17 protein-coding genes are annotated in these 13945 nt (G+C 72.3%); 16 read left to right on the top strand and 1 reads right to left on the bottom strand.

Features of this window, described 5'->3' with window-relative positions; genetic code table 11:
• The first annotated feature begins 92 nt into the window (after window positions 1–92).
• The 4 genes from OG519_RS03590 (at window position 93) to OG519_RS03575 (ending at window position 2206) form a co-directional block, all read left to right on the top strand.
• The gene (locus tag OG519_RS03590) at window positions 93–455 is read left to right on the top strand and encodes an STAS domain-containing protein (protein ID WP_405578530.1); all 363 of its coding nucleotides are present in this window, start codon (window positions 93–95) and stop codon (window positions 453–455) included.
• An 11-nt stretch (window positions 456–466) separates the two neighbouring features.
• Window positions 467–823, top strand: coding sequence for an STAS domain-containing protein (locus OG519_RS03585; RefSeq protein ID WP_405578528.1), 357 nt, complete (start codon window positions 467–469; stop codon window positions 821–823).
• 36 nt (window positions 824–859) lie between these two features.
• Window positions 860–1327: an ATP-binding protein gene (locus tag OG519_RS03580; RefSeq protein ID WP_405578526.1), complete on the top strand. Its 468-nt coding sequence runs from the start codon at window positions 860–862 to the stop codon at window positions 1325–1327.
• A gap of 438 nt (window positions 1328–1765) precedes the next feature.
• A complete protein-coding gene (locus OG519_RS03575) occupies window positions 1766–2206 on the top strand; it encodes an ATP-binding protein (protein ID WP_405578523.1) in 441 nt (146 codons plus the stop codon).
• Between the two features lie 72 nt (window positions 2207–2278).
• On the opposite strand, the gene OG519_RS03570 is transcribed toward OG519_RS03575, so the two are convergent.
• Window positions 2279–3193: an aldo/keto reductase gene (locus OG519_RS03570; RefSeq protein WP_405578520.1), complete on the bottom strand. Its 915-nt coding sequence runs from the start codon at window positions 3191–3193 to the stop codon at window positions 2279–2281.
• Window positions 3194–3321: 128 nt separating this feature from the next.
• Here OG519_RS03570 and OG519_RS03565 point away from each other — a divergent pair, with 128 nt between their 5' ends.
• The 12 genes from OG519_RS03565 (at window position 3322) to OG519_RS03510 (ending at window position 13941) form a co-directional block, all read left to right on the top strand.
• Complete coding sequence (locus OG519_RS03565) at window positions 3322–4293, top strand: aldo/keto reductase (protein WP_405578517.1); 972 nt, start codon at window positions 3322–3324, stop codon at window positions 4291–4293.
• A 198-nt stretch (window positions 4294–4491) separates the two neighbouring features.
• Window positions 4492–4680, top strand: a complete 189-nt coding sequence (locus OG519_RS03560; RefSeq protein ID WP_405578515.1) for a DUF4236 domain-containing protein — start codon at window positions 4492–4494, stop codon at window positions 4678–4680.
• A gap of 143 nt (window positions 4681–4823) precedes the next feature.
• Complete coding sequence (locus OG519_RS03555; RefSeq protein ID WP_405578513.1) at window positions 4824–6551, top strand: PP2C family protein-serine/threonine phosphatase; 1728 nt, start codon at window positions 4824–4826, stop codon at window positions 6549–6551.
• Between the two features lie 301 nt (window positions 6552–6852).
• Window positions 6853–7287, top strand: a complete 435-nt coding sequence (locus OG519_RS03550) for an STAS domain-containing protein (protein WP_405578510.1) — start codon at window positions 6853–6855, stop codon at window positions 7285–7287.
• Window positions 7288–7371: 84 nt separating this feature from the next.
• The gene (locus tag OG519_RS03545) at window positions 7372–8280 is read left to right on the top strand and encodes a DUF1206 domain-containing protein (protein WP_405578507.1); all 909 of its coding nucleotides are present in this window, start codon (window positions 7372–7374) and stop codon (window positions 8278–8280) included.
• 45 nt (window positions 8281–8325) lie between these two features.
• Window positions 8326–8601 (top strand): GlsB/YeaQ/YmgE family stress response membrane protein, encoded by a 276-nt coding sequence (locus OG519_RS03540; RefSeq protein WP_405592438.1) that lies wholly within the window; start codon window positions 8326–8328, stop codon window positions 8599–8601.
• A 166-nt stretch (window positions 8602–8767) separates the two neighbouring features.
• Window positions 8768–10210: an NADP-dependent phosphogluconate dehydrogenase gene (gndA, locus tag OG519_RS03535; RefSeq protein WP_405578505.1), complete on the top strand. Its 1443-nt coding sequence runs from the start codon at window positions 8768–8770 to the stop codon at window positions 10208–10210.
• A gap of 75 nt (window positions 10211–10285) precedes the next feature.
• A complete protein-coding gene (locus tag OG519_RS03530; RefSeq protein WP_405578502.1) occupies window positions 10286–10642 on the top strand; it encodes a PRC-barrel domain-containing protein in 357 nt (118 codons plus the stop codon).
• A 79-nt stretch (window positions 10643–10721) separates the two neighbouring features.
• The gene (locus OG519_RS03525; RefSeq protein WP_405578499.1) at window positions 10722–10886 is read left to right on the top strand and encodes a hypothetical protein; all 165 of its coding nucleotides are present in this window, start codon (window positions 10722–10724) and stop codon (window positions 10884–10886) included.
• 7 nt (window positions 10887–10893) lie between these two features.
• Complete coding sequence (locus tag OG519_RS03520; RefSeq protein ID WP_405578496.1) at window positions 10894–11691, top strand: DedA family protein; 798 nt, start codon at window positions 10894–10896, stop codon at window positions 11689–11691.
• Between the two features lie 84 nt (window positions 11692–11775).
• Complete coding sequence (locus OG519_RS03515; protein ID WP_405592436.1) at window positions 11776–13050, top strand: PP2C family protein-serine/threonine phosphatase; 1275 nt, start codon at window positions 11776–11778, stop codon at window positions 13048–13050.
• A gap of 141 nt (window positions 13051–13191) precedes the next feature.
• Window positions 13192–13941, top strand: a complete 750-nt coding sequence (locus OG519_RS03510) for a DUF4232 domain-containing protein (protein ID WP_405578494.1) — start codon at window positions 13192–13194, stop codon at window positions 13939–13941.
• The last annotated feature ends 4 nt before the right edge of the window (window positions 13942–13945 follow it).

Genomic DNA, 13945 nt, shown 5'->3' with positions numbered 1-13945 from the left:
GGCGAGTTCAGGGTACGAGCACGATGAGTGCTCCGTGACCCCGTCCACCGGAACACGGAAACGTCCCAGCTCGCCGACCACGAGGAGCACGGGTGACCAATCTGACCTTCACTGTGGAGGCCAGGCCCTCCGGCCAGTGTGTCCTTGACGTGTCCGGTGACCTGGACCTGCACACGGCCCACCGGCTTCAGCACACCCTGGAGGAGTTGACGCTCGACGCCGGCCTGGTGATCGATCTCTCCGGCGTCACCTACTGCGACTCCACCGGGCTCACCACGCTGGTCTGGGCCTATCGCCGCACCCAGGCCGAACACATCGGCTTCGCGCTGAGCGGCACCAGCCAGGAACTGGCGAGGATCTTCCAGATCGTCGGTATCGATCAGATCGTCGCCATGTACGACACGGCCGACCAAGCCGCGGACGCGCTCTCCCAGGTGTCCGGGCCGGCCCGGTGAAGGGAGCCCCGATGCCAGGAGAGCCGGACGCCGGCCGACTCATCGAGATCCAGGCCGACGGCAACACCGCTGTGGTCAGGATCACCGACGAGATCGACGCGGACTCCGCCCCACTGCTCGCCGAGACCCTGGAGCAGGCGGCGCTGCGCGCGCCGGCGCGCACGGTGGTCGATCTGTCGGCCGTGCCGTTCGCCGACTCGTCGATCCTGCACGCGCTGCTGACCGCCCAGCGACGGCACGAGGACCTGGGCGGCAAGCTCGTCGTGGCCGGGCCGTTCAGCCCCATCGTGGGCCGGCTCTTCGAAGTCACCGGCACCGCGTCGCTGTTCACCCTGGCCGACACGTTCGACCAGGCGTTGGAGGCATGACCCGATGAGCCGGCACCACCACTGCGAAGTACGGCCATGACCGCGGCGGAACACTCCGCGGACGCGGAGCTCACCTTTCCGACGGGCGCGGCGGCGGCGCGCGGCCGGGTACGGACCCTGCTCGACCGCCATCTTCCGCTGCTCGTCGGCCCGCCGCAGGGGGTGGAAGGGGCGAATGGGGCACATGAGGCGGCGGCGGCCGAAGGGGCCGCCGGGATGGAGCGGATATTCACCGACGTCCTGCTGGTGACCTCGGAGCTGGTCACCAACGCCATCCGCCACGGCGGCGGCCTCACCGGTTTCGCCGCCATCGTCGAGGACGGCTGCGTCCACCTCATCGTCAGTGACGCCAGCGACCAGCCCCCGGTACGGTCCCCGGTCGCCATGACCGGCCAACCCGGTGGCTACGGCTGGCCGCTGGTCTGCTCGGTCTCCGAGGACGTCACGGTGACCCCGCATCCCGAGGGCGGCAAGACCATCAACGCCCGGGTCCGGCTGGTCTGAACGGAAGCCCTTACTGATCGGCGTCTGGCCGGCGGCTGGTCGGCGGCCCGGTCGGTGGCGGCCCGGCCGCTGGTCGGCGGCCCGGCGACGGCCGCGCGGGCCGGCCGGAGCGGCGGCGGAAAAAATCAGTTCGGCCCGGGTGCATGAGGGCCGGGGCCCCGGGCAGGCGGAAGTCATCCCCCGCGAGGGACTCGCAGGGGACAGGTCCAGCCGGTGGTTGTCCGGCAAAGCGGCTGGACCTCTGCCCGCGGCGCCCACCCCCCCTGGCGCCCCGGGCCGCGCCCGGCCACCGGCTCGCCCCCCCGGCACGGTGGCCGGGCGCCTGCCGTCCGCCCCCGCCGGTCCAGGGCGGGATTCGAGCGGGGATCCCCGGGAAACAGGTGGGACAACCCCCGGGAACCACACCGGGCAAGAACGACTACAGGAGGCGGCACACCAGTGAAGGCTGTCGGCTGGGCACGATCGTTCCCCGTCTCCCAAGGAGTGAAGGCGGGCCGCGACTGGGCGCGCGAGCACCTGGCGCTGCTCGGCTGGACCGAGCGGGCGCCGGACACCGCGGACGACGTCGTGATCGCCGTCTCCGAACTGATCACCAACGCCCATGTGCACGCCCACAGCGACGCCCATGTGGTGCTGGTCTGGGACGGCCGCTGTCTGCGGGTCAGCGTCGGCGACTCCTCGCAGGAGACGCCGACCACCAAGGAGCCCGACGCGGAGCGCACCTCCGGACGCGGGATGGCCCTGGTGGAGGCGCTCGCCGACGACTGGGAGACCCACACCCGGCCGGTCGGCAAGACGGTGACCGCGGCCTTCTCCTTCGAGTTGCCGGGCGCACCGGTCGAGACGCGCCCCGCGGCGGGTCAGAAGTGCCCTGACTGAACCGGTGGCCCGCCCCGGTCGGGGCCGGCTGCCGACCGGCTCCGGCCGGCCCCCGACCGGCCCAGCGTGGCGTCAGACCGCCGCCGTCAGCTCCGCGTACTCCTCGTCGGAGAGCGAGACTCCGGCCGCCGCGATGTTGTCCTCGACGTGGTCGACCGACGACGTACCGGGTATCGGCAGCATCACCGGGGAGCGGCGCAGCAGCCAGGCGAGCCCCAACTGGGACGCCGACACTCCGTGCCGTTCGGCCGCCGCGTCCAGCGGGCCGCCGGTCTTGGCCAGTCGGCCGGTCGCCAGCGGGGCCCAGGGGATGAAGGCGATGCCGTTGGCCTCGCTGTGCTCCAGCAGCTTCTCCGCCGCCCGGTCGGCAACGTTGTAGCGGTTCTGGACGGAGGCGATCTCCGCGATGGCACGGGACTGCTCGAGCTGGTCGACGTCCACCTCCGACAGCCCGATGTGCCGGATCTTGCCCTCCTCCTGGAGCAGCTTCAGCTCGCCGATCTGATCGGCCAGCGGGACCGCGCTGTCGATCCGGTGGAGCTGGAAGAGATCGATCCGCTCCACACCGAGGAACCGCAGGCTCAGCTCGGCCTGCTGCCGCAGGTACTCCGGCCGGCCGACCGGCTGCCAGCCGCCGGGTCCTGAGCGGGTGAAGCCGGCCTTGGTGGCGATCACCAGGTCGTCCTGGTACGGGTGCAGCGCCTTCTTGATCAGCGGTTCGGCCACCACCGGTCCGTAGGAGTCCGCGGTGTCGATGAAGTTCACCCCCAGTTCGACGGCCCGGCGCAGCACCCTGACCGCCTCGTCGGGGTCCGCGGGATCGCCCCAGACGCCGGGGCCGGTGAGCCGCATGGTGCCGAAGCCGAGCCGGGTCACCGGGAGGTCGCCGCCGATGGAGAAGGTGCCGGACGCCTTCGCGGGCTGGGTGCCGGGCGGCGTGTCGTTCCGCGCGGTGGGCTGGGCGGACAGTTGATGGGTGGGGGCCATTGTCACTGCTCCTCGTCGGATGGCTGCATCAAGACCACTGAGGGAAGGCCGAAGAGGCGGCCCCTATTCCCAACCGGGCCGCGACCTGCGTAGGGTCGGCCCGGTTTTCCATTCGAGGAGGGATCCGCGTGCGGTACACACGGCTCGGTTCGACCGGTCTGGAGGTCTCGGCCCTCACCCTGGGCTGCATGAGCTTCGGTGAGTCGGGCCGGGGAAATCACCGCTGGTCACTGGACGAGGAGAGCAGCCGTACGATCATCCGCCAGGCACTCGAGGCCGGGGTGAACTTCTTCGACACCGCCAATGTGTACTCCGACGGCAGCAGCGAGGAGATCACCGGCCGGGCGCTGCGCGACTTCGCCGCCAGGGACGAGGTGGTGATCGCCACCAAGGTGCACGGCCGGATGCGGCCAGGACCGAACGGCGCCGGGCTCTCCCGCCGGGCGATTCTCAGTGAGGTTGATCACAGTCTGCGCCGACTCGGAGTGGATTACATCGATCTCTACCAGATACACCGATTTGACGCGTCGACCCCGCTCGAAGAGACCCTGGAAGCCCTGCACGACGTGGTGAAGGCCGGGAAGGTCCGCTACATCGGCGCCTCCTCGATGCACTCCTGGCAACTGGCCAAGGCCCTGTGGACCGCCGATCTGCACGGCTGGACCCGGTTCGTGTCCATGCAGAACCACTACAACCTCCTCTACCGCGAGGAGGAGCGCGAGATGCTGCCGCTCTGCGCCGACCAGGGCCTCGGCGTCATCCCCTGGAGCCCGCTCGCCCGCGGCCGGCTGACCCGCCCCTGGGACGCGGTCACCGCGCGGACCGAGACCGACGAGTTCGGCGCCAAGCTCTACCACGAGGACGACCGGGTGATCGTCGAGCGCGTCGCCGAGATCGCCAAGGGCCGCGGCATACCGGCCGCCCAGGTCGCCCTGGCCTGGCTCAGCCGCAACCCCGTGGTCACCGCGCCCATCGTCGGCGTCACCAGGCCGGAGCACCTCTCCGACGCGGTGGCCGCGCTCGACGTGGAACTCGAAGCGGCCGAGATCGAGAGGCTCGAGGAGCCGTACGTCCCGCACGCGGTCTCCGGCTTCCACTGAGCCGGCCGGCCGGCGGTCGATCCACGCGGGCCCGGCGGCCGATCCTCCCGGGGCCGGCGGCCGGCGGGTTGACGCCGCGTCACCGGCCGGCCGCCGCCCAAGTGGCCGCGGGGCCGGGCGGATTCGGCCGGGCCCGCGGCCGTATGAAGGCCCGACTCGGGGGCAGAAGGGCGGCAGAGACCTATGAAGGAGGCCACCATGCCGATGACATTCCGCAAGTCCTTCCACATCCTGCCGGGCGTTCGGGTCAATGTGAACCGCAAGTCCCTCTCGCTCACGCTCGGTCGCAAGGGAGCCCATCGCACCTGGTCCACCACGGGGCGTCGCACCACCTCCGCGGATCTGCCGGGTCCCTTCGGCTACCGGCACACCGACCGCCGGCACTGAACCGCCGGCGACGGTGCGACGCATCGGGGGGTGATTGCGCTCCCCGGGTCCGGTGCGGGAAGGTGGGAAACGGGCAGGCAACATCCGTATGCCGAGGGCTGACGAGGTGAAGGGGCTCGCTGACGAGTCCTGTGAGGGTGGCGATGGTCGCGAAACAAGGCATTCAACCGGCCGCTGACGCGGTAGCGGGCGCCGCGCGGCCCAAGGGCACCTCGCCGCGGTCCGCGCCGACCCTTCCCGTTCCGGCGTTTCCCGCGCTGCTGGTGGACTCCGACGGTGTGGTGCGGCGGACCAACGACGAGGCGGCCTCCCTGCTGCCGGACGCGAGGGTCGGCGCGGACCTGACCGAGGCCGCGCCGCCCTGGCTCGCCGCCGCCCATCGGCGGCTCAACGAGGCGGAGTCCAGGACGGCGGGGGCAGCGGCGACGGCGGGCGTCACCGACGAGACCGGTCCCGCGCCCGCCAACGGCCCGGTCGGCGAACGCAGCTTCGCGGCCCACCCCTCCGCCCCCGACTCCAGCGGAGCGGTGGCGTGGTGGCTGGTGGACGACACCGAACACCGCAGCACCGCGGACGCGCTGACCGTCGAACGGGAACGCACCGCGTTTCTGACCGAGGCCTCCAATCTGCTGCTCTCCTCACTGAACCTGGAACGCTGTATGGACGTCGCCGCCCAACTGGCCGCGACCTATCTCGCCGACGCGGCCCTGGTGGTCGCCCCCAGCGCGGGCCGCCTGCTGCCGGTCACCTCCTGCGTGCGCGGCGGCGTGCCGGTCCACGGCAAGGCCGACGGCGACCCGGCGGCCGTGCCGGGCCTCGCCGAGGCGCTCCGCGGCTTTCCACCGCTGCCCTCCCGCTGGATCGACCCGGCGAACGCCCCCGACTGGGTGGTGCCGGCCGGGTTCGGCGCGGTGGGCTCGATGGTCGTCACCCCGCTGCCCGGCCAGGGAGTGCCGGCCGGCGCGCTTATCCTGCTGCGCAAGACCGACGGCGAGACCTTCAGCGTCGCCGAGGAGACCGTCGCCCGGCTCTTCGCCGGCCGCGCCGGAGCCGCGATGTCCGCCGCCCGGCTCTTCGCGGAACAGACCTCGATCACCGAGACGCTGATGCGCGATCTGATGCCCCCGCCGATGCGGCACATGGGCGGCGTCGACTACGCGGCCGGCTACCGGGCGGCCCGCCCCGGCGAACGGATCGGCGGCGACTTCTACGATCTGCACGCCGGCCAGGGAGCGGGCGGGGAGTCCCTGGTGGTGCTCGGCGACGTCTGCGGCAAGGGCCTGGACGCGGCGGTGCTCACCGGCAAGATCCGCAACACCCTCCAGGCGCTGCTGCCGATGGCCGGCGACCACCAGCAGGTGCTGAGCCTGCTCAACGGGGCGCTGCTCAGCTCCCACCACACCCGCTTCGCCACCCTGCTGCTGGCCTCCGCGGTGCGCCACGGCCCGGACGTACGGCTGCGGTTGACCAGCGCGGGCCATCCGTCGCCGCTGCTGGTCAGGGCCGACGGCCGGGTGGAGACGGTGCCGACCCGCGGCACGCTGGTCGGGGTGATGCCGACGGTGGTGGCCAGGACCGAGCACGTCACGTTGGCGCCGGGGGAGACCTGTGTGCTCTTCACCGACGGCATCACCGAGGCCAAGGGCGGCCCGGTCGGCGGGGAGTTCTTCGGCGAGACCCGGCTGGCCAGGGCGCTCGGCGCATGCGCCGGGATGCCGCCGGAAGCCGTGGTGCAGCGGGTGCTGACGCTGGCCGCGCGGTGGGTGGGCGACGGACGGCACGACGACATGGCCGCGGTGGCGATCGCCTCCCCGCGGGGCGCGCATCTCAGCGCGGTGGGAGGGCACGGGCCGGGCAGGTTCACCGGATGAACGAGGTGAGCCGGCCGGCCGGGCCGCGCCGGGCGGCCGGGACCGGCGGCATACCCCGAACTCTTCACCGGCGTGACGACGTGGACCGCCGGTATCCTCACCTCGCGCGGCCTGCCGGCCTGGTGGCCGGCCGCCCCGCCGCTTCCGTCCTTCGATTCCGGGAGGCCCGTATGACTCTCCAGCCCGTCGTCCTGGTGGGAATCGCGCGCACGGCCGGCCCGCCCGCCAGGGCGCGCCGCGTGCTCGCCGATTCCGGCGGGCCGGAGGCAGCCGGCCGCGCGCACCGAGCCGGGGGGTCCCGATGACCGCGCCGCAGCCCGCCGCTGTGCCGCTGAGCCTGGCCACCGTCGCGGTGGACGCGCGGACCCTGCGGATCACCATCGCCGGGGACCTGGACTACGACAGCGCTTGGGAGTTGCCCGAGGCGATCGACGCCGGGCTCGTCGCGTATCCCGGCATCCGGGAACTCCGGCTGGACTGCGCGGGGCTCGGGGACTGCGACTCCATGGGCCTGTCGGTGCTGCTCGGGGTTCACCGGGCCACCGTCCGGACGGGCATCCGGCTGTTCCTCGACGACCGGCCGCCGGCTCTTGAGCGGCTGCTCGATCTGACCGGCACGCTGGAGTTCCTCACCGCCGACCCGGCCGCCGACAGTGGGGGCGAGGCGGCCGACGAGCGGCGCGACGCCTCGGAGCGGCAGACGCGCCGTCCTTCGGCGAGCCCGCCGAGCGGCTGACGGCGGCGTGAATCAGCGACGGCAGGGCACACGCCCCTTCCGGGTGCCACCTGGCACCGGGCAGAACAAGGGGAGGCTGGCGCGATGTCGTCGCAGACAGAGTCGAGGGGACAGTCCAAGGGGTGGCGCGGGGGCGGGACGCTTTCCGGACGGTCCCACCGCCCACCGCGTGAGGTGCTGGCCTCCGCCGGCCGGGCGGGCTTCGTCGCCCGTGGGGTGATCTACGTCCTCATCGGGATCCTGGCGATCCGGATCGCCTTCGGGGACGGCGGCCGGCAGGCCGACCGGCAGGGCGCGTTGCAGTCCATCGCGGACAAGCCGTTCGGCACTGTGCTGCTCTGGCTGGTGGTCGCGGGCTTCGCCTGCATGACGCTGTGGCGGGGCGCGCAGGCCGTCATCGGCACCGAGGAACCGGGCGGCGGCTCCGGCGGATCGGGCAGCGGTACGTCTGGCGGCCAGTCGAAGAGCAAGGGCGTGGGCAAGCGGCTGATGAACGCCGGCCGGGCGGTCTTCTACGGCTTCGTCTGCTGGGGCGCCGCGTCCTTCGCGGCCGGCTCCGGGGGTTCGGGCAGCAGCGACAGCAAGTCCAAGGACTGGACGGCGTCCGCCCTCAAGCTGACCGGCGGCCGCTGGCTGGTGGGCCTGGTGGGCTGCGGGCTCATCGTCGCCGGTGCGATGATCGCGATACGCGCCGCCCGCCGTACCTTCCTGAAGAAGCTGGAGACGGCCCGGATGGGACGCCGGACCCAATCAGCGGTCACCGTGACCGGGATGGGCGGCGGTATCGCCCGCGGCGTGGTCTTCGCCGGCGCCGGTGTCTTCGTGCTGGTGGCGGCCATCCGCTTCGACCCGCAGAAGGCCAAGGGGGTGGACGACACCCTCCGCTCCTTCCGGGACACCGCCGCCGGGCCCTGGCTGCTCGTCGCGGTGGCGATCGGCCTGGTGCTCTTCGGTCTCTTCTCCTTCGCCTCGGCCCGCTGGCGCCGCGTGTGACCACGGCGGTCGCTTATGCCGGTGGCCACTGGGCATATGGCGGTCATGGGAATCCTGAGCTGGATCATCCTCGGCCTACTGGCCGGTGGCATCGCGAAGATTCTGCTGCCCGGCCGTGACCCGGGCGGCGTCGTCGGCACCCTGCTCTTCGGCGTCGCGGGAGCGTTCGTCGGCGGCTGGCTGTCGGCCAAGTTCCTCGACCGCCCGGTGCAGCACCACTTCTTCGACGGTGCCACCTGGCTGGCGGCGATCGGCGGCGCGCTGGTGCTGCTGATCATCTACCGCGTCCTGTTCGGCAACTCACGGGACGCCAGGCGGTGACCCGGCCCGTGTCCGCCGCCGCGCCAACCAGCACGCCAACCAACCCGTCCGCCCTCCCCGCTCTCGCGCGCTCCGCACCCCGATCGGCCGTCGTGAACGGGCCGGACCCGTCCGACGGCCGCAGACTGACCACTGGAGCCGAAGCGGGATCAACCAGGAGCAGCGCATGAGCGAGAAGGCCGACATCGGAGTGACCGGGCTGGCCGTAATGGGCAGCAACCTCGCCCGGAACTTCGCTCGCCACGGTTTCACCGTGGCCCTGCACAACCGCACCCAGGCGAAGACCGACGCTCTGATGAAGCAGTTCGGCGACGAGGGCGCCTTCGTCCCCACGTCGTCCGCCGAGGAGTTCGTGGCGGCGCTGGAGCCGCCCCGCCGGCTGCTGATCATGGTGAAGGCCGGCCGGCCCACCGACGCGGTGATCGAGGAGTTCGCCCCGCTGCTCGAACCGGGCGACGTCATCATCGACGGCGGCAACGCGCACTTCGAGGACACCGTCCGCCGCGAGCGGACGCTGCGGGACAAGGGCATCCACTTCGTCGGCGCCGGTGTCTCGGGCGGTGAGGAGGGCGCGCTCAACGGACCCTCCATCATGCCCGGCGGCTCCGCCGAGTCCTATGTCTCGCTCGGCCCGATGCTGGAGCAGATCGCCGCCAAGGCCAAGGACGGCAAGCCCTGCACCACCCACGTCGGCCCCGACGGGGCCGGCCACTTCGTCAAGATGGTGCACAACGGCATCGAGTACGCCGACATGCAGCTCATCGCCGAGGCGTACCACCTGCTGCGGGCCGTCGCCGGCTACACCCCGCAGCAGATCGCCAACATCTTCCGCACCTGGAACACCGGCCGGCTGAACTCGTATCTGATCGAGATCACCGCCGAGGTGCTGGGCCACACCGACCCGGACACCGGCAAGCCGTTCGTGGACGTCGTCGTCGACCAGGCCGAGCAGAAGGGCACCGGCCGCTGGACCGTACAGGTCGCCCTGGACCTGGGCGTCCCGGTCTCCGGGATCGCCGAGGCGGTCTTCGCCCGCGCGCTGAGCGGACACGCCGAACTGCGGGCCGCCTCCCGCCACCTGGTGGGACCTCAGGGCACCACCATGGACAAGAACGCGGCCGGTGTCTTCGCCGACCGGGTGGAGCAGGCGCTCTACGCCTCGAAGATCGTCTCTTACACCCAGGGCTTCCACCAGATCAAGGCCGGCAGTGACGAGTACGGCTGGGACATCGACCTCGGCGCCATCGCGTCGATCTGGCGGGGCGGCTGCATCATCCGGGCCGCGTTCCTCGACCGGATCACCGCCGCCTACGACGACCGGGCCGATCTGCCCAGCCTGCTGTCGGACCAGCGGTTCGCCGACGAGATCGGCGCCGCCCAGGACGACTGGCGGGCCGTGGTCGCCGCGGCGGTCGAAAACGGCGTCCCGGTACCGGGTTTCGCCGCCTCACTCGCCTACTACGACGCCCTGCGCGCCGAACATCTGCCCGCCTCGCTGACCCAGGCGCAGCGGGACTTCTTCGGCGCCCACACCTACCAGCGCACCGACCGCCCCGGCACCTTCCACACGCTGTGGGGCGGCGATCGCACCGAGACGACCGCCGGATGAGGTGCGTACGACGTCAGGCCGAGGGCAAGCGACCTCTGACAGGACGCCGACCGAGTCACGGCGAGAGGACCGGCCATGATCGAACCCGCTGATCTCCGCGAGTGGCGCGACCACGATGTGGTGGACGAGGAAGGCCACAAGATCGGTGCCCTGGAGGCGGTCTACGTGGACACCGTCTCGGACCTGCCGTCCATGGCCACGGTCCGGGTCGGACTGCCCACCCGGCACCGGCTGGTGTTCGTACCGGTCGGTGAGGTGATCGCCGGACCGGGCTACGTACGCGTGCCGTACGCCAGGACGCTGGTGAAGTCGGCCCCTTCGATCGGAACGGACGATGTCCTCCCGGTCGAGGACGAGGAGGCGGTGTTCCGGCACTACGGCCTGCCGTACAAGCCCGGGGCGGACGGGGCACGTCAGCTCGCCCGTCGTTGAACAAGGCGCCGCGGGGGAGACCCCGCGGCGCGCGGGGGCAGGATGTGCCCCGGCGCCGAGCCGGAAAGGAGATCGGATCATGAGCCTGTTCCTGTTCCTCGTCCTCATCGCGGTCGTGCTCGGACTGATCGGCGCGGTCGCCGGCGGCCTGGGGTACCTCCTGGTCATCGGGGTCGCGGTGTTCGCCGCCGATCTCGTCTTCGCCTGGTGGCGGCTGCGCCGCAGGCCACGCCCGGTGCGATAAGCCGCCGGTGCTGCATACCATCACCGACTGGCTGTCCCGGGCCTCCGGCCCCGCGATCTACGCCGTCATCTTCGCCATCGTCTTCTGCGAGGACGCGCTCTTCTTCGGGTTCTTCCTGCCCGGCGAGACGGCGGCGGTCCTCGGCGGGGTGCTGGCCGGGCAGGGCAAGGTCTCCGTCTACTGGCTGGCCGCCCTCGTCGTGCTGGCCGCCGTGGCCGGCGACTCGGTGGGATACGAGATCGGCCGCCGCTACGGCAGCCGGATCCTGGACACCAGGGCGCTGCGCGGCCATCACCAGCGGATCGAGAAAGCCGAGGAGCTGATCAGACGGCGCGGTCCCACCGCCGTCTTCCTCGGCCGTTTCATCGCCTTCTTCCGCGCCCTGATGCCGGCGCTGGCCGGCATCAGCCGGATGCCGTACCGCGTCTTCCTCGCCTTCAACGCGCTGGGCGGCGTGGTCTGGGGCGTCGGCTTCGTGCTGCTCGGCTACTTCGCCGGCGCCGCCTACGAGCGGGTCGAGCGCACCGCGGGCACCGCGGTGGCGATCGCGGTCGCCGCGGTGGCCGTGGTGGGCTTCGCTGTGTGGGAGATCCGGCGCAGGCGGCACGACCGGGGCGCCACCGACGACACCGACGACGACGCCGGTGCCGCCGACAGGGCTGACGGGGCCGACACGGCCGACAGTGCTGACGGGGCCGGGGAGCACGACGGGAAGGGCGCGGGCGACGGCCCCGGCCGGGCGGGCCGGCCGGGGGAGCCGGAGGATCCGGACGAGCCCGGCGGTGACGGGGCGCCACGCCGCTGAACGCGCGGCCCGCCCGGTCCGGTGTTTGACTGACCGTGGGTGAGGAGGTGGACCACCGTGCAGCCCGGACAGCGGCCCGAGCGGATGCCCGACCGGATCGACGAGCGGCTCTTGGAGTCCCTCCTGGCCCAGGCGCACGCCGCCGCGCCGGGCGAACTGCCCTCGGCGGTGCAGCGCTGCGCCACCGAACTGGGCCTGGGCCGGATCGTGGTCTATCTGGTCGACCTTCAGCAGCGCCGCCTTCAGCCGATGGTGCCGTCGGACGACGACACCCCGGAGCTGACCGTCGACGACTCCTACGCCGGGTCGGCGTACCGCACCCTGACCCTCTATGTGGAGGAGACCGGGGACCCCTTGAACGCCGGGAACGCCGGGAATCCTTCCGACGCCGGGGCCGGTGGGGAGGACGCCCTGACCGCGTGGCTGCCGTTGGTGGACGGCGCGGACCGGCTCGGCGTGCTGGGCGCGCGCACCACCGGCCTCGACGCGGCGCTGCTGCGGCGGCTCCGCGCCTTCGCCCTGGTGCTCTCCATGGTGATCGCCTCCAAACGGGCCCACGGCGACAGCCTCACCCGGCTCACCCGTTCGCAGCCGATGGAACTGCCCGCCGAGATGCTGCGCGCCTTCCTGCCGCCGCGCACCATCGGCAACGCCGACGTGGTGTCCACCGCCGTCCTCGAACCGGCCTACGAACTCGGGGGCGACGCCTTCGACCACTCGCTGGCGGGCGGCCGGCTGCACGCCGCCATCTTCGACGCCATGGGCCACGATCTGGCCGCCGGGCTGACCACCGCGGTCGCGTTGGCCGGCGACCGCAACGCCCGCCGCAACGGCGCCGACCTGATGGACATCATGGGCATCATCGACGAGGCCCTCGACCGATGGCTGCCGGATCAGTTCTGCACCGCGGTCTTCGCCGAACTGGATCTGGACACCGGCCGGCTGCGCTGGTGCAACTGCGGGCATCCGCCGCCGCTGCTGATCCGCGACGGCCGGCTGGTGCCGGGCGCGCTGGAACGCGTCGCCCAACTACCGCTCGGCTCACCGTCCCGGCTGCTGGCCGAACCCCGGGTGGTGCACGAGACGGTCCTGCGCCCCGGCGACCGGGTGCTGCTGCACACCGACGGGGTACCCGAGGCCCGGATGCGCGACGGCACGCAGTTCGGCATGGAGCGCTTCACCGGCGCCATTCTGCGGGCCGCGATCGGTGAACTCGCCCCCGAGGTGCTGCGCCGCCTCATCCACGAGATCGTCGGCGGCCAGGACAGCAGGCTGCGGGACGACGCGACCATCCTGCTGCTGGAGTGGAAGCCCGCCGAGCCGCACCGGGCCGACCCCGTCCGCCGGCCCGTCGGCTGACCGCTCGACCGCGTGCAGGGGTCCGGCCCATCGGCCTGACCCGCCGTCCGGGGCGGCCGGCCGGGTGCGGAGAATGTGCCGATACGGCAACAATCGTGACCCCGGAGGTTCGAACACCGCGCCACGGAGCACCTGGAGGGTATGCCTACTACGCCAGAACACCTGACCGGGAATACGTCATCCGCACCCACCACCCTCGTACGCCGCCGGGCGTTCTCGCTCGCCGCGTCGGCGGTGGCCGTACTGGCCCTCGGCGCGGCCGGCTGCGGTACGGGCGGAAGCGGCGACGCCTCGTCCAGTGATCCGGCCGCACCGGGAACCACCGCTTCCGCCACCCCCACCGCGCCGGGCGCACCCGCCGTGCCGTCGACCGCGCCGGCCAACCCTTCCGCCGGGACCCCGGCGGCGGGCAACCCGGCGCCGAGCGCCACTTCGGGGCCGCCGGCCACCACCGGCGCGCCCGGCGCGCAGACCAGCGAGGCAGCCGCGCCCGCCACCTCGCGGTGCACCGTGACCGGTCTGAAGATGCGGCTGGGCCGGGGCGACCCGGGTGCGGGGAACATCTATTTCCCGCTGGAGTTCACCAACACCACGCGCAAGCCCTGCGTCCTGGGCGGTTTCCCCGGCGTCTCACTCATCCGGGGGGACGGCAGTGTGATCGGCAAGCCCGCGAACCGCCAGGGGACGGCCGCCAAGGCCCTCCGTATCCCGGCCGGTCGGACCGTCCAGGCCGATCTGCACACCCTCAACAAAGGAATAAAGGGGAACAGTTGCTGGACCGAACCCACCTATTTGAAGGTGTATCCTCCCGGGTCCACCGAGTCCATGACGCTGGCCACCCACAGCCCCATCGTCTGCGGTGGCACCTTCGACGTCAGCGCCGTGCACTGAATCC

Origin of the sequence: Streptomyces sp. NBC_01190 (assembly GCF_045039895.1) — a bacterium.
Taxonomy (GTDB): Bacteria; Actinomycetota; Actinomycetes; order Streptomycetales; family Streptomycetaceae; genus Actinacidiphila.
Note: the sequence above shows the minus strand (reverse complement) of the source record. Positions and strands in the feature narration are given on the sequence as shown.